Source organism: Nonomuraea montanisoli (genome assembly GCF_013363975.1).
Classification (GTDB): Bacteria; Actinomycetota; Actinomycetes; order Streptosporangiales; family Streptosporangiaceae; genus Nonomuraea; species Nonomuraea montanisoli.
Window position 1 is genome coordinate 86718 of sequence record NZ_JABWGN010000022.1, and the last position, 20465, is coordinate 107182.

General features: G+C 70.9%; 21 protein-coding genes. 10 read left to right on the top strand and 11 right to left on the bottom strand.

Annotated elements, in window-relative coordinates:
* The first annotated feature begins 10 nt into the window (after positions 1–10).
* On the top strand, positions 11–940 hold the full coding sequence (gene sigJ / locus HTZ77_RS40750) for an RNA polymerase sigma factor SigJ (protein ID WP_175595136.1): 930 nt from the start codon (positions 11–13) through the stop codon (positions 938–940).
* A 10-nt stretch (positions 941–950) separates the two neighbouring features.
* On the opposite strand, the gene HTZ77_RS40755 is transcribed toward sigJ, so the two are convergent.
* On the bottom strand, positions 951–1496 hold the full coding sequence (locus HTZ77_RS40755) for a TetR/AcrR family transcriptional regulator (RefSeq protein ID WP_175595137.1): 546 nt from the start codon (positions 1494–1496) through the stop codon (positions 951–953).
* A gap of 71 nt (positions 1497–1567) precedes the next feature.
* Between HTZ77_RS40755 and HTZ77_RS40760 the strand changes: the two genes are divergently transcribed.
* From HTZ77_RS40760 to HTZ77_RS40770, 3 genes are read left to right on the top strand one after another with little or no spacing between them, the layout of a single operon-like run.
* Positions 1568–2221, top strand: coding sequence for an FMN-dependent NADH-azoreductase (locus HTZ77_RS40760; RefSeq protein ID WP_175595138.1), 654 nt, complete (start codon positions 1568–1570; stop codon positions 2219–2221).
* The gene (locus HTZ77_RS40765) at positions 2218–2532 is read left to right on the top strand and encodes a DMT family transporter (protein WP_175595139.1); all 315 of its coding nucleotides are present in this window, start codon (positions 2218–2220) and stop codon (positions 2530–2532) included. The genes HTZ77_RS40760 and HTZ77_RS40765 overlap by 4 nt, the downstream gene beginning before the upstream one ends.
* 20 nt (positions 2533–2552) lie before the next feature.
* Positions 2553–3212, top strand: coding sequence for a maleylpyruvate isomerase N-terminal domain-containing protein (locus HTZ77_RS40770; RefSeq protein WP_175595140.1), 660 nt, complete (start codon positions 2553–2555; stop codon positions 3210–3212).
* A gap of 117 nt (positions 3213–3329) precedes the next feature.
* On the opposite strand, the gene HTZ77_RS40775 is transcribed toward HTZ77_RS40770, so the two are convergent.
* Positions 3330–4184, bottom strand: a complete 855-nt coding sequence (locus tag HTZ77_RS40775; RefSeq protein ID WP_175595141.1) for an alpha/beta fold hydrolase — start codon at positions 4182–4184, stop codon at positions 3330–3332.
* A 71-nt stretch (positions 4185–4255) separates the two neighbouring features.
* On the opposite strand from HTZ77_RS40775, the gene HTZ77_RS40780 reads away from it, so the two are divergent.
* From HTZ77_RS40780 to HTZ77_RS40795, 4 genes are all read left to right on the top strand, one after another.
* Positions 4256–5221 carry an ArsR/SmtB family transcription factor gene (locus tag HTZ77_RS40780; protein ID WP_175595142.1) on the top strand — a complete coding sequence of 322 codons (966 nt, stop codon included), beginning with the start codon at positions 4256–4258 and terminating at the stop codon, positions 5219–5221.
* A gap of 68 nt (positions 5222–5289) precedes the next feature.
* On the top strand, positions 5290–5832 hold the full coding sequence (locus HTZ77_RS40785; protein WP_175595143.1) for an NUDIX domain-containing protein: 543 nt from the start codon (positions 5290–5292) through the stop codon (positions 5830–5832).
* A gap of 275 nt (positions 5833–6107) precedes the next feature.
* Positions 6108–7421 (top strand): AAA family ATPase, encoded by a 1314-nt coding sequence (locus HTZ77_RS40790; RefSeq protein WP_175595144.1) that lies wholly within the window; start codon positions 6108–6110, stop codon positions 7419–7421.
* Positions 7418–8023: an RloB family protein gene (locus HTZ77_RS40795; RefSeq protein WP_175595145.1), complete on the top strand. Its 606-nt coding sequence runs from the start codon at positions 7418–7420 to the stop codon at positions 8021–8023. The genes HTZ77_RS40790 and HTZ77_RS40795 overlap by 4 nt, the downstream gene beginning before the upstream one ends.
* Positions 8024–8247: 224 nt before the next feature.
* On the opposite strand, the gene HTZ77_RS40800 is transcribed toward HTZ77_RS40795, so the two are convergent.
* The 4 genes from HTZ77_RS40800 to HTZ77_RS40815 all read right to left on the bottom strand — a co-directional run bounded on the left by HTZ77_RS40800 (position 8248) and on the right by HTZ77_RS40815 (position 12459).
* A complete protein-coding gene (locus HTZ77_RS40800; RefSeq protein ID WP_175595146.1) occupies positions 8248–8640 on the bottom strand; it encodes a hypothetical protein in 393 nt (130 codons plus the stop codon).
* A 19-nt stretch (positions 8641–8659) separates the two neighbouring features.
* The gene (locus HTZ77_RS40805) at positions 8660–10057 is read right to left on the bottom strand and encodes a hypothetical protein (RefSeq protein ID WP_175595147.1); all 1398 of its coding nucleotides are present in this window, start codon (positions 10055–10057) and stop codon (positions 8660–8662) included.
* Positions 10054–11118 (bottom strand): hypothetical protein, encoded by a 1065-nt coding sequence (locus HTZ77_RS40810; RefSeq protein ID WP_328809063.1) that lies wholly within the window; start codon positions 11116–11118, stop codon positions 10054–10056. The genes HTZ77_RS40805 and HTZ77_RS40810 overlap by 4 nt, the downstream gene beginning before the upstream one ends.
* A 774-nt stretch (positions 11119–11892) precedes the next feature.
* Entirely contained in the window at positions 11893–12459 is a 567-nt protein-coding gene (locus HTZ77_RS40815; protein WP_175595148.1) for a TetR/AcrR family transcriptional regulator, read from the bottom strand.
* A gap of 73 nt (positions 12460–12532) precedes the next feature.
* Here HTZ77_RS40815 and HTZ77_RS40820 point away from each other — a divergent pair, with 73 nt between their 5' ends.
* Positions 12533–13726, top strand: a complete 1194-nt coding sequence (locus HTZ77_RS40820) for an FAD-dependent monooxygenase (RefSeq protein ID WP_175595149.1) — start codon at positions 12533–12535, stop codon at positions 13724–13726.
* A gap of 66 nt (positions 13727–13792) precedes the next feature.
* The gene (locus HTZ77_RS40825) at positions 13793–14653 is read left to right on the top strand and encodes an NmrA family NAD(P)-binding protein (protein WP_175595150.1); all 861 of its coding nucleotides are present in this window, start codon (positions 13793–13795) and stop codon (positions 14651–14653) included.
* Between the two features lie 9 nt (positions 14654–14662).
* On the opposite strand, the gene HTZ77_RS40830 is transcribed toward HTZ77_RS40825, so the two are convergent.
* From HTZ77_RS40830 to HTZ77_RS40850, 5 genes are read right to left on the bottom strand one after another with little or no spacing between them, the layout of a single operon-like run.
* Positions 14663–15667, bottom strand: a complete 1005-nt coding sequence (locus HTZ77_RS40830) for an ABC transporter ATP-binding protein (RefSeq protein ID WP_407940644.1) — start codon at positions 15665–15667, stop codon at positions 14663–14665.
* The gene (locus HTZ77_RS40835; protein WP_175595151.1) at positions 15664–16662 is read right to left on the bottom strand and encodes an ABC transporter ATP-binding protein; all 999 of its coding nucleotides are present in this window, start codon (positions 16660–16662) and stop codon (positions 15664–15666) included. The genes HTZ77_RS40830 and HTZ77_RS40835 overlap by 4 nt, the downstream gene beginning before the upstream one ends.
* The gene (locus tag HTZ77_RS40840; RefSeq protein WP_175595152.1) at positions 16662–17558 is read right to left on the bottom strand and encodes an ABC transporter permease; all 897 of its coding nucleotides are present in this window, start codon (positions 17556–17558) and stop codon (positions 16662–16664) included. Before HTZ77_RS40840 ends, HTZ77_RS40835 begins: the two co-directional genes overlap by 1 nt.
* The gene (locus tag HTZ77_RS40845; protein WP_175595153.1) at positions 17555–18613 is read right to left on the bottom strand and encodes an ABC transporter permease; all 1059 of its coding nucleotides are present in this window, start codon (positions 18611–18613) and stop codon (positions 17555–17557) included. Before HTZ77_RS40845 ends, HTZ77_RS40840 begins: the two co-directional genes overlap by 4 nt.
* Positions 18610–20421, bottom strand: a complete 1812-nt coding sequence (locus HTZ77_RS40850; RefSeq protein ID WP_175595154.1) for an ABC transporter substrate-binding protein — start codon at positions 20419–20421, stop codon at positions 18610–18612. Before HTZ77_RS40850 ends, HTZ77_RS40845 begins: the two co-directional genes overlap by 4 nt.
* Between the last annotated feature and the right edge of the window lie 44 nt (positions 20422–20465).

A 20465-nucleotide genomic window follows, 5' to 3' on the forward strand; every position in this document is an offset into this window, starting at 1 on the left:
CGACGACACCATGACCACACCATCCGAGCCGGGAGACGCCCGGCCCGATCCGACGCTGGACGCGATCATGGGCGAGCGGCGCCACCTGATCAACCTCGCCTACCGGCTGCTCGGCACCCTGGCCGACGCCGAGGACGTCGTGCAGGAGACCTACGCCCGCTGGTACGCCATGTCCCCCGAGGAGCAGCGGGCCATCGACTCCCCCGGCGCCTGGCTGACGACGGTGGCCAGCCGCATCTGCCTCGACGTGCTCGGCTCGGCGCGGGCCCGGCGGGAGCGTTACGTGGGTGAGTGGATCCCCGAGCCGCTGCCCGACCGTACGGAGTGGACCTGCGGCCGTCCCGGCGGGGACCCGGCCGACCGGGTCACACTGGACGAGTCGGTCAACATGGCGTTCCTCGTCGTGCTGGAGTCGATGACCCCGGCCGAGCGGGTGGCGTTCATCCTGCACGACGTCTTCCGCTACTCCTTCCCCGAGGTGGCCGAGATCGTCGGCCGCAGCCCGGCGGCCTGCCGCCAGCTCGCCTCCTCGGCCCGCCGCCGCGTCCGCGACGCGCAGGCCCCGGCGACCTCCACGGCCCGGCGCGCCGGCGTCGTCAGGGACTTCAAGCAGGCGTGGGAGGCCAAGGACATCGACGCCCTCATCGGCCTCCTCGACCCCGGCGCCACGGTCGTCGCCGACGGCGGCGGGCTCGTCAGCGCCCTGCTCCGCCCGATCGAGGGCCCCGAGCAGATCGCCCGTTACGCCATGACCATGGCCGACATGGCGTCCGACCTGACGATCCTGGAGCGCACGGTCAACGGCCAGCCCGGCCTGGTGGCGCAGCGGAACGGCGTCGTCGACGCGGTGATGGCGTTCGAGGTCGCGGACGACCGGATCATCCGCATCTGGACCGTGCGCAACCCCGAGAAACTCCGGCCCTGGACGGCGGAGCGGTAGCGGACCGGAGTCACAGGACGCGGGTGAGCCTGGTCAGCGCCTCGACGATCTCGTCCATGCCGAGGCCCAGGTCGGAGCGCTGGAAGACGTACACCTCGGGGGCGAGCGGCGCGAGCAGCGTGTCGACGAGCGCGTCCGGCCGCGGTGTGCCGGCGGCCACCAGCAGCGAGCGGACGTGCGCCCGCCAGAAGCCGTAGGCGCCGGTCTGGAACCGCGTGCGGCCGACCTCGCTGCCCAGCACCAGGTGGGCGTGGTCCTCCAGCAGCCGCACCATGGCGGCGTAGAAGGCGGCGAGCCGCTCGGCGGGCGGCGCGCCGGGACCCAGGGGCGGGTCTCCGCGCAGCAGTCGTTCCTGCAGCTCACGCTCGTGCTCGTCGAGCAGCGCGACGGCGATGGACGCGCGGTCGGGATAGCGGCGGTAGAGCGTGCCCCTGCCCACCCCGGCGGCCTTGGCGATGTCGTCCATCGTCACTTCGTGCGGCGGCCGGGCGGCGAACAGCTCGGCCGCCGCCTCCAGGATCCGGGCGCGGTTGCGCGCGGCGTCGGCTCTCTCCATGCGCACCAGTGTAGGTGGACACGCCGTCCGGATATGCTTAAATGGACAACGTGTCCGCTTAGTGATCGGAGATGTCCATGCTGCTCCACCTCGACGCCAGTGCCCGCCGTACCTCGTTCTCCCGCACACTGTCGCGGGCGTACGCGGACGCCTGGCTCGCCGCGAACCCCGGCGCCGGGTACGTCCACCGCGACCTGGCCGCCGACCCCGTCCCGCACATCGGCGAGGCGTGGACCGAGCTGTGCGACCACGTCCTCGAAAACGAGATCACCGACATCGCCCGCTACGAGGAGGCCGTCCTCACCCCCGCCCGGCGTGAGGCGTGGGCGATCGTCAAGCCGCTGCTCGACGAGGTCGTGGCGGCCGACGTGGTGCTGATCGGCACGCCGATGTACAACTTCTCGATCCCGTCGTCGCTGAAGGCGTGGATCGACCAGATCACGTTCCCGAAGATGTCGCTCAAGGGCCGGTCGTTCGTGGTGACCGGCGCCCGGGGCGGCGCGTACGGCCCGGGCACCCCGCGCGAGCCGTACGACCACGAGGAGCGCTACCTGCGCGACTTCTTCAAGGGCCACTTCGCGGTCGAGGACGTCACGTTCGTCCACGCCGAGCTGGTCAACGCGCGGATCGACCCGGCGCTGCGGCACCTGCGCGACAAGCACGAGGAGTCGCTCGCCACGGCCCTGGAGACGGTGTCGTCACTCGGCTCGGAGACCCGGTCATGAACTGGCTGACGCTGGTCCTGGCCGGGCTGGTGGAGGTGGCCTGGTCGCAGAGCATCAAGCCGACGCAGAACTTCACCCGCCCGGTGCCCACCCTGATCAGCCTGGTCCTCATGGCCGCCGCCGTGTGGCTGCTGTCGCAGGCGATGAACACGCTGCCCGTCGGCACCGCGTACGCCGTCTTCACCGGCATCGGCGCCGTGGGCGCGATCACCCTGGGGATCGTGCTCGGCGGCGATCCCGTCTCGGTGGGCCGGATGGCGGCCTTGAGCCTGATCGTCGGAGGGATAGTCTTGGCCCGAATCACGACATAGACGGAAGGGGCCGGATTCTCATGGGGGAAGTCGGAGAGTCCTACCGGGTGGTCAGGGAGTCGTACCTGACGGCCGCGGAGTCGGCGGTCGCCCTGCTGGGCGCTCCCGCCGTCGCCGCCGCCTGGGACAAGCCGAGCGCGCTCACCGAGTTCAGCGTCGCGGGCCTGGCCGGGCACCTCGGCCACCAGCTCGTACGGGTGGACGGGCTGCTGGCCGCCGAGCCCACGCCGGGCGCGGAGCCGATCGGCCTCCTGGAGCACTACGCCAGGTCCACCTGGGTCGAGGCCGGCCTCGACCACGAGACCAACGTCGGCATCCGGCGCGCCGGCGAGGAGTCCGCCGCGGCCGGCCCGGCCGCCCTGGCCGCCACCACCGCCGAGCTGCTGGAACGCCAGCGCGCCACCCTGCCCACCGCGCCGGCCGACCGCGTCCTGGATCTGCCCTCGGGCTGGTCGCTGCTGCTGGACGACTTCCTCATGACCCGCATGATGGAGCTGGTCGTCCACTCCGACGACCTGGCGGCGAGCGTGGGCGTGGAGACCCCGGCCCTGCCCGCGCGGGTCGTGGACCCGGTGATCGACCTGCTGGCCCGGCTCGCGGTCCACCGGCACGGCGCGACGGCGGTCATCCGCACCCTGAGCCGCGCCGAACGCGCCCCCGCCACGATCAGCGCGTTCTAGGCCGGCCCGTTCCAGATCGGCCCGTTCCAGATCGGCCCGTTCCAGTTCAGCCCGCTCCGGACCAGCCCGTTCCGAAGCGGTGCTCGCGCCGATCGCGCAGCGGGACGGCGACGGGGGTCAGCGGGCGGTCAGGAACTCCGCGACGGTGGACACGAACCGGTCGGCGTCGTCGAGCCACGGGAAGTGCCCGGCTCGGGCCTGGACGACGAGCTCGGCGTTCGGGAACAACCCGGCGAACTCGGCCACGGCGGGAGGAGGCGCCCCCGGATCGACCTCTCCGGCGAGCAGCAGTACGGGCGGCGTGAACCGGGCGAGCGCGGTGCGCGTGGCGTCCGGGTCGAAGGCGCCCTCGGCGCCGAAGGCCGCCATGACCTCCGGGACCTCCCGCTCCGCCTCGGCCGCGTCATGGGCCTGCGCCGCCTCGTCCCACCGGCCGTAGGAGAACGGCACGATGGCCTGCCAACTGTCGTTCGTGGCCTTGCCCGCCACGATCGCCTCGAAGGCCGCGAACGCCTCCGGGAACCACGGCTCGTCCCGGCGCAGTCGAACCGTCTCGCGCCGGAGGTCGCCGTCGATCGTGATGCCGACGGCCCGGACGCTCGGTGTGATCAGCGCGAGCCTGCCGACGCGCCCCGGATGGCGGGCCGCGTACTGCACGGCGACGTTCGCGCCGGCGCAGTGCGCGAGCAGGTCCATCCGGTCCAGGTCCAGGTGCGCGCGCAGGGCCTCGACGTCGGCGACGAGCCGGTCGCAGCGGCAGGACGTGATGTCCTCGGGGGTCGCGGACTGCCCGGTGCCCCGCGGGTCCAGCATGATCAACCTCCGGCGCGCGGACAGGCCGCCGAGGTCGCCGAGGTAGGCGGAGGCCGTCGGCCCGCCGGGCAGGCAGACCACCGGCGCACCGTCCCCGCCTCCGCTCCCGGCCACGTGGTAGGCCAGCTCGGTGCCGTCGTACGAGGTGAAGAACTCCATGCCCGGCAGTCTGAGGGGGTGACGGCGGCAGAGGCTATCGTTTAGCCACAGCTACATGATGGGTGGCACGGATGGCGGTCGAGATCAGGTTCACCGCGGCGTCGGTCGCCAAGGTGCGGTTCGCCGTCTCGCCCCTGGGGGAGACGGTGCTCGCGCTCCGGATCCTGTTGGGCACGGGCGGGCACGCGGTGCACCGGCCCTGGGTGCGCGAGGCGCGTCCGCTGATCGCGGACGAGCCCGAGCTGCCGCTGCTGCGGGCACTGATCGCCGAGGCCATGCCGTCCTTCCTGTTCCCCGTGCCGCGGGAGCGGCTGCCCTCGATGGCGACCGAGCTGGAGCTGCTGCGCGCCACCGGAGAGCCCTTCTACCGGCGCGAGTACGGAGCGGTTCTGGGCGTACCGGCCGAGGAGGTCCCCGAGCCGGCGGCGGTGCTGCCGCGGCTGGCGCGGGCGCTCCACCGTTGCCACGAGCTGCTGATCGCCCCGCAGTGGGGCCGGATGCGCGCGGTGCTGGACGCGGACATCGCCAAGCGGGCGCTCACCCTGGTGGACGGCGGAGTGCAGGCGCTGTTCGCCGAGCTGCACCGGGACGTCGCCTGGGACGGCGGCCAACTGGTCGTGCACGGCCGACGCACCCCGCACGCCGTCCACACGGTGGACACCGGCGGGCATGGCCTGGTCCTGCTGCCCGGCGTCTTCAACTGGCCGAACGTGGGCGTCGACAAGTCCCCGGTCGCCGCCGCGTCGATCCGCTATCCGGCGGTGGGCGTCGGCCTGCTCTGGGAGCCGCCCCCTCCGGAGCTGTCGGGACTGGCCCCGGTGCTGGGCCACACGAGGACGGCGCTGCTCGCCGCCTTGGCCGAACCCCGGACGACCGCGGCTCTGGCCACCCGCCTGGGCATCACGCCGAGCGCGGTCTCGCAACATCTGGGCGCACTGCGCGGGGCGGGTCTGGTGGCGACCCACCGTACGGGCCGAACGGCGCTCCACCTGCGCACGGAACGAGCGGACCACCTGCTGGACTTCTCCGCCTCCTGAGGTTCTCCGGTCCGGGCTTGTAACGTGGTGGTGCCGAGATCAGCCGTCCACGCCGGGAGCGAACCGCGATGCGCTGGCAGATCCACTCCGAAGAACCGCTCTACTCGGACTACTGGCTCGACATACGCGTGGCGGACGTGGAGCTGCCCGACGGCAGGCACCTGGACCATCGGCTCATGCGCATGCCGCCCGGAGCCGGAGCCGTGGTGCTCGACGACCGGCGGCGCGTCCTGCTGATCTGGCGGCACCGCTTCATCACCGACACGTGGGCGTGGGAGATCCCCATCGGCCGGATCGAGAGCGGCGAGGAGCCGCGCGAGGCGGCGGCCCGGGAGGTCGAGGAGGAGACCGGCTGGCGTCCCGGCCCGCTGCGCCCGCTCCTCGACGTCCAGCCCAGCAACGGCATCTCGGACTCCGTGCACCACATCTTCCGCGCCGACGAGGCCACCCACATCGGCCCGCCGACGGACACGTCCGAGGCCGAACGCGTCGCCTGGATGCCGCTCCCGGACGTGCGCCGGCTGATCAGTGCGGGGCACATCGTCGGCGGCACCAGCATCGCCGCCCTCCTCTACACCCTGACCGAACCTCCCCCTACGCCCGCCCCCTGAGGCGCGTCGGTTCCCGCAGGGGCGTCCGCCGGGTTGACGGCCAGGACGCAGGCGACCGGCGGGTCCAGCGGGAGGATCTCCGTCCGGGCCCGGGGCGGCCGGCGCGGTCACAGGTCGGCGGCTTGCGACACCTCTCAGAGCCGTACGCCCTGGCGATGGACAGCCCCGCGGATGCGCCGGTATAAGTACACGGAGGACGCAGTTTCACGTCGATAATTGCTCAAGATCGCCTCATATGGGCGCGAAACTGCATCGAAGGCACCGGGGAGGCCATCGTGCTGTTGCGGTTCCGAGTCGCGAACCATCAGAGCATCCGGGAGCTCGTGGAGCTTTCCCTGGTGAGCACCCGGCTGACCGGCGCCAAGCCGGCCGACGACGACTGGGTCTCGGCGACGACCCGAGTCGCCGGCATCTACGGGGCCAACGCCTCGGGCAAATCCACAGTGCTCGACGCCCTGCACTTCCTTGTCCTGGCCGTCGGCAAATCGGCGACCGCATGGGGCGACCGCGAGTACTTCCCCCACTACCCTTTCGCCCTGGACGACGAGTCCGGGGAGCGATCATCACTGTACGAAACAGACATCGTGCTGAATGACGTACGACTCACGTACGGCTTCGAGTCCTCTTCCCGAGGCATCCACAAGGAGTGGCTCTACTCCTATCCGACCGGCCGCAAGAGAGTGCTTTTCGAGCGTCACGGCCCCGACGGCTCGGATATCGACTTCGGGCGCACCCTGCCTGGCGAGAACGTGCGCATCTCGCGACTGCTACGCCCTACCGCCCTCTATCTGTCCACTGCTGCGAACAGCAATCATGAGTTCCTCTCGGGGGTCCACCGCTGGATTTCCCGGCACATCCAGTACGCCCAGTACACCGAGACGAACCGCAAGGCACGCATCAGATGGGTCAGGAACATCCTGGAGAACGACAAGGTGCTGGCACAGGCCGTCGGCCTGCTCCGGTTCGCCGACCTGGGAATCACTCGCATGGTGCTCGACGTCGAAGAGTTCGACGAAAAGGTCGTCAGCATGATCAAGCGCGTGATGGACACGATCGACGACGGATCACAGGGACCCATCGACAAGGGCCAGATCATAGAGGACCTGAAGAAACGCATCCGGTTCGAGCATTCCGGAAGCGGTTCCGGGCGCACCTTCTCCCTCCCCCTGGAGAGCGAGAGCAGCGGCACCATCGCGTGGCTGGCGCTCGCGGTGCCCGCCCTGGCCTGCCTCAGGAACGGGGACGTCTTCGCCGTGGACGAACTCGACGCGAGTCTCCATCCACGCCTGGCGGCCGCCCTCATCGGGATGTTCAAAGACCCCGAACTGAACCCCCTGGGCGCCCAACTGCTCTTCACCTCGCACGAAACGGCGTTGCTCGGCCAGACACCCGAGGTCGGGCTCTCCAAGGACGAAGTCTGGTTCACGGAGAAAGGCACCGACGGAGCCACCGACCTCTTCGCGCTCGCCGAGTTCCCGGTACGCCCCACCGACAACTTCGAGAGAAGGTACCTGCACGGCCGCTACGGAGCCATTCCCATGGTCTCCCAGGAGGAGCTGCGCGCGGCCGTACTCCAGGACGGGCCGTGAGCGGGCGATCCCGGGGAGGCAGTGACCTGCGGCGACGCCGCAACACACGCCGTGAGAAGCCGCGCATTCTGATCGTCACCGAAGGGGAGAACACCGAGCCGCAGTACTTCAACGGCCTGGCGCGAGAGCTCCGCGCCAGCGGTGTCGAAGTCTTCCGTCTACAGGTGGAGGGAATCGGCCGGGACCCCGGACGAGTCGTCCGCCGGGCCGCCGCCGCGCGCGCCGACGCACAGCCGGACGACGAATACGATCACGTGTGGTGCGTCGTCGACGTGGACGAGCACGAAACTCTGGCGGCGGCCCTTCGGACGGCCGAACGCCTCGGCATTCAGGTGGCCGTCAGCAATCCGTGCTTCGAGATATGGATCCTGTGGCATTTCATCGAGCATCGGGCGCACATCGACAAGAAGGCTCTGGGCGAGAAGCTGAAAAGGCTCGGGATGACGGGCAAGAACCTGCCGAATCATTTTCCCTTCGCCGCGTACTCCGCCGCCGTCACCCGGGCGGAGCCTCATGGCGGGACCGGTGAGTACGAGGTGGCGGGCAACCCTTCCAGCTCCGTGTGCCGCCTCGTCAAGATCCTGACCCGGCGATCACAGTGAATCGAGGCATCCCTTTGAGCTTCCCTCCAGCCGACCAGGTCCCGGCGTAGACGGCCCAGGCCGGGGGTCCGGGGGCTGGGAAGCCCCCGGCAAGGGGGCGTGGGGGAGCTCGGCTCCCCCACTGTCACAGCCCGAGCTCTCCCGCGCGAAGCGCGTGCCCGTCGGCGAGGACCGCGCTTTTCAGCCCACCCGAAGGCAAAGCCTCCCGGTCCGTGAGTGAGTGTCTACTTCGCGATCAGCGTTTTGACGGCGAGTTGCTCCTCGCCCGCGGGGCCGTCGAGGCGGATCGACAGCTCCCAGACGCCGCTCATCGGGAACAGCTCGCCCACGGCCACGAAGCGGCCGGGCTCACGCCTGGTGGCGGAGATCTCGGGGGTGGAGTGTCCCATCTCGGCCATGACCGCCGACAGGGCCACGGTGTCGGCGTTCCCCTTGCTCACCGTGACCTCCACGGTGACCCGGCCGGGCACCGGGTCCGCGATGCGGACGGTGGCGGCGTAGCGGGTGCCCGTGGTGGTCAGGTTGATGGGTTCGGCCGCCGCGCTCCTGTTCACGACGTACAGCGCCACCGCTGCGGCCACGAGCGCGGCCGCGGCCACCGCGTGCCACCTCTTCATCGCCGGGCCTCCGAAGTGATCACTGGGTCTCCGATGTGGTCACTGGGTCTCCGATGTGGTCACTGGGCCTCCGATGCGGCCACTGGGCCTCCGATGCGGTCACGTTCACGGTGAAGGGGACGGTCACGATGCGGTCGGCCGTGGCGTACTGGATCCAGGCGAGGTACCGGCCCGGTGCGGGGAAGCTGAAGGTGAAGCGCGCCCGGGACCCCGGGGCGCCCATCTCGTGCACGTGGCCGAAGAATGCGCCGTCCTGACTGCGGATGAGCAGGTGACCGGTCATGCCGAGCCAGGTTCGCACGCCCGCGGGGGTGTCCAGCTCGATCATCGTGGGGCGGCCCGCGACGGGCACGGCGGGTTGCAGGCGCGGCGCGACGGTCGTACCGGCCTGCGCCGATACGCCCGTGCTGCCCGTTGTCTCGGCCTTGTCCGACGCCTTTTCCGACGCCATGTCCGACGCCTTGTCCGATGCCGTGGCCGTCTCTCCGACGGTGAAATCCGCGGCGACGAGCTGCCCGCCTGAGTCCTCTCGTTCGAACTCGGTGTGCGCGAGGTACCGGCCGGGGCGGTCGGCGCTGAGTCTGACCTCCAGGCGGCCGGGTGCCGTGCGCAGGGGGTGCACATGGCGGAAGTAGCGTCCGTCCTCGCTGGTGACGACCAGGTGCGCGAGCGCTTCGTGGTGCGCGGTGAGGTCGTCCACGGGCCGCCCGGTGTTGCCGTCGACGAGATCGACGCGCAGGGTGAACGTCTCTCCCGCGTCCGGCCGGGCCGGGACCGTCTCCATACGGGCCTGCGCGTACGGCCGCCCCGCCGCGGCCGATGTCGTGGGGGTCGGTGCGGCGCCGGCGGGTGGGGGCGCCGGCACCTGCGATTCGAACGCGATGACCATGGCGGCGACCGTCACCCCGGCCGCGGCGCCCGCGACCAGCGCCATCGTCCGTCCCGGCCGGGCCGTCGCCCCGGTGAGCAGGCCGCCCACCAGCAGGATCGCGGCCACGAACAGGCCGCCGTAGATGAGGAGCTCGCCCGCCGATCCGCGTTCGACGAGGACGCGGAACGGGATGACGGCGGTCTCGTTCCCGGCGCTCAGTTTCAGCTCGTGCGGTCCGGTCCGTTCCACCTGGAGCTGCGTGTACTGCGGGTTCGCCGTCGCCTCGGCGGTGCCGGTCACCGTGTGGCCGTCCTCGACGGAGCGGACTTCGAGGCCGAAGCGCAGGCCGGACACCGGCTGGTAGGCGACGACGCCGATCCGCAGCGGGCCCGGCACCCGGGTCGTTCCTTTGATCACCACTGTGACCTCGGCGCCGGCGATGGTCTGGGCGATCCGCAGGTCCGCCCCCGCCGTGACGTTGTGCGCCGCGGCGGGGGTGGCCAGCACCAGCACGAGGGCGGCGGCCAGGCACAGGACTCGGATCATGCCCGCTCGGCGTCGGCCGCGCGGGGGCGGGCCGGCTCGGACGTGACCGCGTTGGGCAGGAGCAGCGCCCCGAGCGCCAGCCCGATCAGCCCGGCGATGACCGGCGCGCCGGTCCACAGTTCGGGCACGGCGGGCAGGCCGCCCCCTGTCGCCGAGGCGACCCCGATGTACAGCGACCAGGTGGCGAAGGCCGACAGCCCGGCGAAGGCCCAGTAGGCGGCGCGCCGCTCACCCGACGGCCGCAGCCAGCGGATCAGCAGGTCGCTCACGAGCCCGGCGACCACGAACGACAACAGGATCGGCACGTTGCGGAACTGCGTCTGGGCGCCCGGCATGAGCACCATGATCGCGTACATGACGGTCACCGAGCCGAACGGCAACAGCCAGCGGCGCACCAGGAGCAGCACCGGGCTGAACATGACGACGTTCGTGACGACCATCGCGACGGCTACCCGGTCGGCGCCCGGGCCCACCGGTCCGCGGCCGGGGCCGCCCGAGTCATCCAGCATGGAGAACGCCTGGACGATCGACTCGGGGCGGTACTGCATGGCGTCGCCGTACGACAGGAACAGCGACACCAGCGTGGTGGCGAACGCGAGCCCGACGAGGGCGGGCAGCAGACGGCCGAGCGACGGGCGGGCGCCGATGTCGGGGGCGTTCCACGCGGAGCGCACCGGGGTCGTGATGATGAGCATCATCGTCACGATGAGGCCGAGGTGCGACGGGCTGAAAAGGATGTTGATGGTCGTCTCGATGCCGAGGATGGTGTGCCACATCATGTCGGCGAATCCGAAGGCGGCGAACGCGGGAATCGCCACCAGCCCGGCGAGATAGCCGTTGGGGACGGCCGCCAGCCCTTGCCGCCCGGCGCGCACGTTGCGCCACACCTGCCAGATGATCCAGCCGGACACCACGGCGAAGCCGGAGTAGAACACCGCGTGCCATGGAGTGAAGAAGGTCTCCAGTTCCGTCAGGTTGGTGTGCGCCCAGGCGTCGATCATCAGTCCGACCCCGAACCAGATGCCGAGCAGCGCCATCACCTGGTCTGTCCTCGGGGACACCCATGCTCGGGGTTCCCCTGTGTCCACCAATAATCGCCGGACGCCGGCGGGGACAGCTGCCACTTCGTGCTCCCTTTCCATCAGACCGGATCTCCTTGTTCGGACGGCAGTGGGCCGGCTGCCTCCTTGGGCACAGGCGGCTTAGGCGGATGACCATATGCGGGTCCTGCCGTCACTGAGACAGTCAACGCGATACAACGGGCGTCAGGGTTCCTCGTCTTCTTCCGCCTCCCACTCCACCCCCTAACGGTTAGCCAATAGATAGCGATCATCCTCACGGGATGTCAAAGCGCCAGGCCCGGCGCCCCCTCGGCTCGCCGCGTTGCAGGCGGAGAATAGGGCGCAGGTAGGTCGGCCGACGGCCGCCACAGAGTGCCATCGCCTTGAACTGGGATGCTCAGACATTGCCCGCCGCGACAACCGGACGCCGAACTTCGACAGAACAGAGGACGAGCGAAGCATGCTCGCCTCAGGCGGAGGGCTTCCCTCTTCCGCCCCTGATCCCTGTCGCGCTGCCTCATCACGATGCGCGATCGATCCTGGCGAAACGAAATCTCTGCGCTCCGCTCGAAATTCTTCGATACGGATGTGCTGAAGCCCGACAGGATCCCGACGGCCCAGGCCGGGGGGTCCGGGGGCTGGGAAGCCCCCGGCAAGGGGGTGTGGGGGAGCTCGGCTCCCCCACAGTCACAGCCCGAGCCCTCTCGCGCGAAGCGCGTGCCACCGAGCGAGGACCGCGCTTCTGAGAGCCCACACCGAACGAGGACCGCAGGGTCAGGCAGTGACCAGGCGGAGGGCCTGGGCGACCTCCGAGCCCTTGAGGGCCGTGGACGGGTCCAGGAGCCACTGGGACAGGAAGCCCGTCAGCATGGCCTGGTAGAGCGAGCCCACCAGCCGGGCTCGCTCCGGGTCGTCGGCCGGGTCGATGCCCGCGAACAGCTCCGCCAGCCCGTCCCGCGCCGCGTGCAGCCCCTGGACGAGGTGCTCACGCACCTCCGGCAGGTGGTCGCTCTGCCCGATGAGCTCGAACTGCGTGACCCACAGCGGCCGGAGCCGGTCGAACGACTCGACGACCCGGTCCCAGGCCACCTCGAAGCGCCGCAGCGGCGTGGCGTCGGGCTCCACCGAGCCGGCCAGCGTGGCCGCCAGCTCGTCGCCCCACTCCCTCATCGCCTCGAACAGCGCCTCGTTCATCAGCGCGTCCTTCGAGCGGAAGTGGTAGCCGATGCCCGCCAGGCTCACTCCCGAGGCGCTCGCGATGTCGCGGGCGGTGGTGCGGGAGTAGCCCTTGTCCATCAGGCAGCGCTTCGCCCCCGCCAGCAGGTCCTCACGATTTCCCATGACCCGAGGCTAACACAGACGTCTCACACATTCGTTCTGGACAAGCGTCTCACACGCTTGTACCGTTCTCGGCATGACGAACATCCTGATCTCCGGGGCGAGCATCGCCGGCACCACGACCGCCTACTGGCTGCGGCGTCACGGCTTCACGCCGACCGTCGTCGAGCGGGCGCCCGCCATCCGCACGGGCGGCTACAAGGTGGACGTCCGCGGCGCCGCGCTCGACGTGATCGAGCGCATGGGCCTGCTGGAGGCGGTCCGCGCACGCGGCACGGACATGCGCCACGCGACCCACTACGACGCCGCGGGCCACCCGGTCGCGACCATGGACGCCGACCTGTTCGGCGGCCGCACGGGCGACGACGCCGAGATCATGCGCGGCGACCTCAACGAGCTGCTGTACGACCTCACGCGCGACGACGTCGAGTACCTCTTCGACGACACCATCACCGGCATCGCCGAGGACGGCACCGTGACGTTCGAACGCTCCGCGCCGCGCCGGTTCGACCTGGTCATCGGGGCCGACGGGGTCCACTCGGTCACCCGGCGGCTCGCGTTCGGCCCGGAGGAGCGCTTCCGGCGCGACCTCGGCGCCCACATCTCGATCTCCACCGTCCCCAACCACCTCGGCCTCGACCGCGAGGAGGCCGTGCACGCCGCGCCCGGCCGCACCGCGAACGTCTACAGCACCCGGCAGGACCCGACCGCCAAGGCGCTGTTCATGTGGTCGTCGCCCGCCCTCTCCTACGACCATCGCGACCCGGCCCGGCAGAAGGAGCTGCTGACCGAGGCCATGGCGGGGGTCGGCTGGGAGGTGCCCGCGCTGCTGGAGGCCGTGCGGCGCTCGGACGACTTCTACTTCGACTCGGTCAGCCAGATCCACATGGACCGCTGGTCGCGCGGCCGGGTCGTCCTGGTGGGCGACGCGGGCTACTGCGCCTCGCCGGCCTCCGGACAGGGGACGAGCCTCGCGCTGGTCGGCGCGTACGTGCTCGCCGGCGAGCTCGCCCGCCACGGCCTCGAAGGCGGCGCGCTGGAGCGGTACGAGAGCGCGATGCGGCCGTTCGTCGAGGCCAACCAGAAGCTCGGCCCAGCCAACCTCAAGGGCATGGTGATGGGATCACGGCTCGCCATCCGCTTCCAGCTCTTCATGATCCGGCTGCTCCCGCACCTGCCCGGTCGCGACCGGATGATCGAGCGGGTCGCCGGCGCCATCCACCGCGCCGCCGACGCCATCACGCTGGAGGACTACAAAACTGTGGAATGAATCGTTCCGTTCTGATAGTCTGTAGAAGAACAGAGCGTTCCGTTCCCAGACTGCAAGGGAGTCCCCATGACGATCCTCGTGACCGGTGCCACCGGAACCGTCGGCCGCCTCGTCGTCGACGAGCTCGTCCGCGCCGGCCGCCAGGTCCGCGCCCTGACCAGGGACTCGGCCCGCGCCTCCGAACTCCTGCCCGCAGACGTCGAGGTGGTGGCCGGCGACCTCGCCGACCCCGGCAGCCTCGTCGCGGCCTTCGACGGCGTCACCGCCGCCCACCTCATCACGTTCGCGGGAGACGACTACGCCCCGCTGAAGCGCGGCGACGAGATCGTGGAGCTGGCCGTCAAGGCCGGCGTGCGCAAGGTGAGCGTGCTGGGCGGCCGGGCCGACGGGCCGCTGGAGCGGGCCCTCGCCGCCGCGGGGAAGCACGCCACGGCGGAGCACGCCACGGGCCTGGAGTGGACGCTGCTGAACCCCGTCGAGTTCATGTCCAACACGCTGCGCTGGTGGGCCGGCTCGGTGAAGGCCCACGGCGTGGTGCGCGAGCCGTTCGGCGACCGGCTGAGCGCCCTGGTCCACGAGGCGGACATCGCGGCCGTGGCGGCGGCCGTGCTGACCGGGGAGGGACACGGCGGCCGCACGTACACGCTGACCGGCCCCGAGGCGCTGACCACCAGGGAGAAGGTGCGCGTCCTCGCCGAGGCGACCGGCCTGGACATCACGTTCACCGAGCTCACCGAGCAGGAGGCCCGGGCGGAGTGGCGCTCCCACGGGATGGGTGAGGAGACCGTCGAGTTCCTCGTGCAGGCCCTCGGCAACACGCCCGAGGTGGGCTACACCGTGGTGCCGACCGTCGAGCAGGTCACCGGGCGGCCGGCGCGCCCCTTCGCCCAGTGGGCCGCCGAGCACGCCGCCGCCTTCCGCCCCTGAACAGGCCGCTCAGTCGGTGACCGCCGCGTAGTGGCAGGCCGCCTGCGCCGTGGGCACCGCCGGGAGCACCGACAGCGGCTCCGTCCGGCACCTGCCGTCCACCCCCGCCTCCGCCGCCCGCCCCGAGGCGAGCACCTGGCAGCGGGCGTGGAAGCGGCACCCGCCGGGGATCCGCGTCGGGTCCGGCGGCTCGCCCGTGAGCACGACGCGTTCCGGCGACTCGGGCAGCACCGACAGCAGGGCCTGCGTGTACGGGTGCCGGGGCGCGGTGAGCACCTGCTCCACGGGACCCGACTCGACGATCCGGCCCAGGTACATGACCGCCACCCGGTCGGCGATGTTCCAGGCCAGGCCCAGGTCGTGGGTGACGACCAGGGCCGACAGGCCCAGCTCGTCGCGCAGCCGGAGCAGCAGGGCCAGGATCTCGCCCCGCACCGAGGCGTCGAGCGAGGCCACCGGCTCGTCGGCGATCAGCACCTTGGGCTCCAGCGCGAGCGCCCCGGCGATGACCACGCGCTGGCGCTGGCCGCCGGACAGCTCGTGCGGGTAGCGCAGGAAGAACCGCTCCGGCGGCCGGAGCCCGGCGCGGGAGAGCGCCGAGGCCACGATCTCCTGCTCGCCGGCCAGGCCGTGGATGCGCGGCCCCTCGGCGACGGCCTCGTAGACGGTCTGGCGCGGGTTGAGCGAGCCCATCGGGTCCTGCAGGACGAGCTGCACCTCCCGGCGGTACGCCTTGAGCGCCTTGGAGCCGTACTCCAGGGCCGTGCCGCCGTACAGGACGGAGCCGGAGGTGGGGCGTTCGAGGCCGAGGAGCGTGCGGGCCAGGGTGGTCTTGCCGCAGCCGGACTCGCCGACGAGCGCCACGATCTCGCCCTCGCCGATCGCGAGGTCCACGCCGTCGACCGCGCGGGCGGCGCGCCCGCGCGAGGGGAACTCCACGTGCAGGTCGCGGGCCTCCAGCAGGGTGGGCCGGGCCGTGCCGACAGCCTCCACCGGCGCTTGTGTCTCGGTCACGACACCTCCAGGGTGGTCTCCGCGGGCTCGGCCTGCTCCGGCCGTACGTGTACGCACGCGGCGCGGCGTTCGGGACCGGCGGGCCACAGCTTCACGTCGAGTGTGGGGCACTCGTCCAGCGCGACCGGGCAGCGCGGGTGGAACGAGCAGCCGGGCGGCAGGTCCATGGGGTCGGGCGGGTCGCCGCCGAGGCCCTTGGGCGCGAGCCGCGAGACCGGGTCGCCCACGGTCGGGAACGCGGCGGCCAGCGCGGCGCTGTAGGGGTGCTTGGGGTCGTGGAACACCTCGCGCGAGGGTCCGTGCTCGACCACCCGCCCCGCGTACATGACCGCGAGCCGGTCGCAGACGTCGGCGAGGACCGACAGGTCGTGCGAGATCATGATCAGCGAGATGCCGCGCTCCGCGAGCAGCTCCTTGATCAGCGTGAGGACCTGGGCCTGGACCATCACGTCCAGGGCGGTCGTCGGCTCGTCGGCGATGATCAGCCGGGGCGAGCAGGCGAGCGCCATGGCGATCATGATGCGCTGCCGTTGCCCGCCGGACAGCTCGTGCGGGTAGCTGCGCGCCCGCCAGGCGGGCAGCCCGACCTGCTCCAGCAGCTCGGCGACGCGTCCGCGCGCGCTGTCGGGCTTGGCCAGGCCGTGGACGAGCAGCGGCTCGGCGATCTGGTCACCGATGCGCTGCACCGGGTTGAGCCCGTGCTGGGCGCCCTGGAAGACGATCGACGCCTCGGCCCAGCGGACGGCGCGCAGCCGGCCCCACTTCATGGCGAGGACGTCGTCGCCGTCGAGCAGGATCCGGCCACCGACGCGGGCGTCACGCGGCAGCAGCCGCAGCAGCGCCATGGCCAGCGTCGACTTGCCGGACCCCGACTCGCCGGCGACCCCGAGCGCCGTACCCGCGTCGAGCGTGAGCGACACCCCCCGTACGGCGGGCACCTCGCCGGCCGCGATGCGGTAGGTGACGGAGACGTCGTCCAGTTCGAGCAGAGCCATCAGCCCGCCTTCCTGAGTCGCGGGTTGAGCACGGCCTCCAGCGCCCGGCCGCACAGCGTGAACGCCATGACGACGGCCAGGATGCACAGGCCGGGGATGATGATGTACCACCACGCGCCCGCCGTCGCCGCGCCGAAGTCGTAGGAGGCGCGCAGCATCGTGCCCCACGAGGTCTTGTTCGCGCTGACGCCCAGGAAGGCCAGCGTCGACTCGGTGACGATGGCGCTGGCGACCTCCAGCGTGGTGCTGGCCAGCAGCAGGGGCGCGACGTTCGGCAGCACGTGGCGGGTGGTGATGTGCCAGTGCCCGCCGCCGAGCGCCTTGGAGCGCTCGATGTACGGCCGGGCCTCCACGGCGAGCGTCTGCGCGCGGATGAGCCGGGCCGTGGTGGCCCAGGTGGTGACGCCGATCGCCACGATGATGGTGAACGTGCTGCCGCCCAGGATGGCGGCCAGCACCATGGCGGTGATCAGCGAGGGCAGCACCAGGAACCAGTCGGTGATCCGCATGAGCGTGGCGCCCAGCCAGCCGCGGAAGTGCCCGGCGGCGATGCCGACGACCATGCCGATCACGATGCTGAGCAGCGCGGCGAGGAAGCCGATGAGCAGCGAGGTGCGCGAGCCCCACCAGACCATGAGCAGGACGGAGCGGCCGGACTCGTCGGTGCCGAACGGCGCGGCGAGGCTGGGCGGCGCGAAATCGTCGCTGGTGCCGGACACCACGCTCGTCACGCTGTCGTCGATGAACAGCGGCGCGACCAGCGCCAGCACCACGGCCACGACCAGCGCCAGGAGGCCGACCATGCCGCCCCGGTGCTGCCGGAAGTCCCGCCAGAACCGGTCGAACGCCAGCCGCCTGCGGCTCCAGGCCACGGACCCCGTCGCGACGGCGCTCACGCGGACCTCACCCTCGGGTCGAGCATGCGGTAGACCACGTCGGCCAGCGTGTTCATGAGGATCACCGCGACGGTGATGAGCATGAACGTGCCCTGCATGAGCGTGAAGTCCGGCACCCTGATCGCCTCGTAGAAGAGCTGCCCGAGCCCGGGCCAGCTGTAGATCGTCTCCACGGTGACCGCGCCGCCGACGACGAAGCCGATGCGCATGAACACCAGCGTCACCGTGGGCAGCAGCGCGTTGGGCACCGCGTGGCGGCGCCGTACCTCGTCGTCGCGCAGGCCCTTGGCGCGGGCCACCGTCACGTAGTCCTGGCTGACCTCCTCCAGCAGGGAGGAGCGCATGACCAGCAGGTACTGGGCGTAGACCACGGCCACCAGCGTCAGGCACGGCAGCACCATGTGCGAGGCCACGTCCAGCACGTACGCGAACCCGTCGGGCGCGTCCACGCTCTCGATGCCCCGGGTCGGGAAGATGCCCGGGATCGGCCCGATGCCGACGCCGAAGACCATGAGCAGCAGCAGGCCGAGCCAGAACGTCGGCACCGACCACAGCACCAGCGAGACGCCGGTCGAGACCCGGTCGAAGCGGGAGTTGTGCCGCCAGCCGGCCCGCGTGCCCTGCCAGAGGCCGAGGCTGACCGCGATGACCAGGCCGACGCCGGCGAGCAGCAGGGTCGGCCCGAGCCGCTCACCGATGAGGTCGAGGACGGGCCGCTTGTACTCGTACGACGTGCCGAGGTCGAAGCGGAGCGTCTTGCCCACGAAGTCGACGAACTGGTCGAGCATCGGCTTGTCCAGGCCCAGCCGGTGGCGCTCCAGGGCGAGCTGGGTCGGCGTCATGTTCCGGCCCTGCGCGAGGTTGCGCACGGGGTCGCCGGGCAGCAGCCGGAACACGAAGAACGTGCCGATGATCACCATCGCGATGCTGAACAAAGCCCCACCCGCCTTCGACAGCGCGTACTGCAGCGTGCCGCGGTGGGTGGGGCGTTCGTCACCGGGGCCCGCCGCCGCCTGGACGGCGGCGGGCTCGGCTGCTTCGAGCGGTGCGGTCATTCGCGCTCGTCCGCGGCGCTCTTGCGCCGCCTGGTCACGAGGAACGCGACCAGTCCGAGGACGACCACGCCGCCGACCACGCCGAGGATGAGACCGGTGTTGGAGCCGCCGCCGGAGGCCGAGCCGCCGGCCGGGGCCGCGACCGTGTCCACGGTGTAGAACGGCCAGTAGCCGCTGCCGCCGTAGAGCAGGCCGTTCTCCTCGGGGATCGAGGTGATGCTGGTGATGCGGTCCTTGCGGTAGCCCTCAAGGTCGTTCGTGTAGTAGATCGCGATGATCGGGGCCTCGGTGTAGAGGCGCTCCTGCATCTGCTTGATCAGGTCGGCGCGCTTGGTGCGGTCGAGCTCCTTGAGCTGCTCCTGGTAGAGCTTCTCGAAGGTCGGGTCGCAGTAGAACGACTCGGTGCCGCCGCCCTCACCCTTGGGGGTCGGCCGCCGGCTGCACAGGTGCGTGGCCAGGACCTCCTCCGGGTCGGGGTTGACGGACCAGCCGCTGATCGCGATGTCGTAGTTGCCGGTGACGCCGGTCTCCTCCGAGAACTTGCTGGAGTCGAGCTTCACGGTGGTCAGCGTGACGCCGATCTCCTTGAAGAAGCCGGTCAGGTACTCGCCGAGCTTGTCCTCGATCGGGGTGTCGGCGTGGATCGTGAAGCGGAACTCCAGCTTCTTCTTGCCGTCGGGCATCGTGCGGACGCCGTCGGCGCCCTTCTTGTAGCCCGCGTCGTCGAGGATCTTGTTGGCCTTGGCCGGGTCGTAGGTGACCTTGGTGTCGCCGGTGGCCTCCCAGAAGAAGTCCTTGTACATGGGCGGCACGATCGAGCCGTCGGCGGGCTTGGCCAGGCCGCTCTGCACCTCGTCCACGAGCTTCTGCTTGTCGATCGCGTAGTGCAGCGCCTGGCGGACCTTCACGTCCTTCAGCGCGGGGTGGCCGTCGCCGACCGGCTTGTTGTCGGTCGTCGTGGCGCCGGGGTTGACCTCCAGGTACGCGGCGCGGCGGCCCTGGTTGTTCCACGCCACGATGTTCGGGTCGTTCTGGATGGCCTGGAACTCCGGCGGCGCGAGGCGGCCGATGAGGTCGATGTCACCCTTCTTCAGGCCGGCGATGGCGGCCTGCGGGTTGTCGTAGAAGATGACCTGGAGCTCGTCGATCTTCGGCTTGCCCCGCCAGTAGTTGGGGTTGGCCTGCAGCTTGACGTACTGGTCCTTCTTGTGCTCGACCGCGATGTAGGGCCCGCTGGAGACGGTCGGGTAGGTGTCGGCCTCGTAGTTGGCGAGGTCGGTCACCTTCTCCCAGACGTGCTTGGGCATGATCGGGATCGGGTTCTCCAGGATGGAGGCCTGGGGCGCCTTCAGCTTGATGACGAGGTCCTGGCCGTTGGCCGTGACGCTCTCGTAGTTCTCGACGGCCGGGCCGTTGGCGGTCTTCGCGGCGTCGTCGGTCATGATCTTGTTGAGCGTCCAGGCGGCGTCGTCGGCCGTGATCGGCTGGCCGTCGGACCACTTGGCCTGCCGGATCTTGAACGTCCAGGTGAGTCCGTCGTCGGAGGACGTCCAGGACTCGGCGAGGTCCGGGCTGGGCTGGAGGGTCTTGCTGTCGGGGACCGTCAGGAAGCCGTACATCCACCGGTGGATCGAGGTGGAGACGAGGCGGACCGCCAGGAAGGGGTTCATCGAGTCGACGGCCTGGGTGGCCCCGACTCGGAGTACCTTCTTCCCCGCCGCAGGTTCCTGGGCATGGGCCACCTGGCCCTGACCTGCCATTAACAGCGCGACGCCCAGCACAGCCAGGCGTGCGATCCATTTCCTCATATGTGCCTCACCTTCAGGCGGGGATTCCTGTGTAGAGAAAGGCA

Bases quoted from the DNA above. Each gene is read 5' to 3' on its own strand.
- sigJ (WP_175595136.1), top strand. From the start codon at position 11: ATGACCACACCATCCGAGCCGGGAGACGCCCGGCCCGATCCGACGCTG.
- HTZ77_RS40755 (WP_175595137.1), bottom strand. From the start codon at position 1,496: ATGGAGAGAGCCGACGCCGCGCGCAACCGCGCCCGGATCCTGGAGGCG.
- HTZ77_RS40760 (WP_175595138.1), top strand. From the start codon at position 1,568: ATGTCCATGCTGCTCCACCTCGACGCCAGTGCCCGCCGTACCTCGTTC.
- HTZ77_RS40765 (WP_175595139.1), top strand. From the start codon at position 2,218: ATGAACTGGCTGACGCTGGTCCTGGCCGGGCTGGTGGAGGTGGCCTGG.
- HTZ77_RS40770 (WP_175595140.1), top strand. From the start codon at position 2,553: ATGGGGGAAGTCGGAGAGTCCTACCGGGTGGTCAGGGAGTCGTACCTG.
- HTZ77_RS40775 (WP_175595141.1), bottom strand. From the start codon at position 4,184: ATGGAGTTCTTCACCTCGTACGACGGCACCGAGCTGGCCTACCACGTG.
- HTZ77_RS40780 (WP_175595142.1), top strand. From the start codon at position 4,256: ATGGCGGTCGAGATCAGGTTCACCGCGGCGTCGGTCGCCAAGGTGCGG.
- HTZ77_RS40785 (WP_175595143.1), top strand. From the start codon at position 5,290: ATGCGCTGGCAGATCCACTCCGAAGAACCGCTCTACTCGGACTACTGG.
- HTZ77_RS40800 (WP_175595146.1), bottom strand. From the start codon at position 8,640: ATGAAGAGGTGGCACGCGGTGGCCGCGGCCGCGCTCGTGGCCGCAGCG.
- HTZ77_RS40805 (WP_175595147.1), bottom strand. From the start codon at position 10,057: ATGATCCGAGTCCTGTGCCTGGCCGCCGCCCTCGTGCTGGTGCTGGCC.
- HTZ77_RS40815 (WP_175595148.1), bottom strand. From the start codon at position 12,459: ATGGGAAATCGTGAGGACCTGCTGGCGGGGGCGAAGCGCTGCCTGATG.
- HTZ77_RS40820 (WP_175595149.1), top strand. From the start codon at position 12,533: ATGACGAACATCCTGATCTCCGGGGCGAGCATCGCCGGCACCACGACC.
- HTZ77_RS40825 (WP_175595150.1), top strand. From the start codon at position 13,793: ATGACGATCCTCGTGACCGGTGCCACCGGAACCGTCGGCCGCCTCGTC.
- HTZ77_RS40835 (WP_175595151.1), bottom strand. From the start codon at position 16,662: ATGGCTCTGCTCGAACTGGACGACGTCTCCGTCACCTACCGCATCGCG.
- HTZ77_RS40845 (WP_175595153.1), bottom strand. From the start codon at position 18,613: ATGACCGCACCGCTCGAAGCAGCCGAGCCCGCCGCCGTCCAGGCGGCG.
- HTZ77_RS40850 (WP_175595154.1), bottom strand. From the start codon at position 20,421: ATGAGGAAATGGATCGCACGCCTGGCTGTGCTGGGCGTCGCGCTGTTA.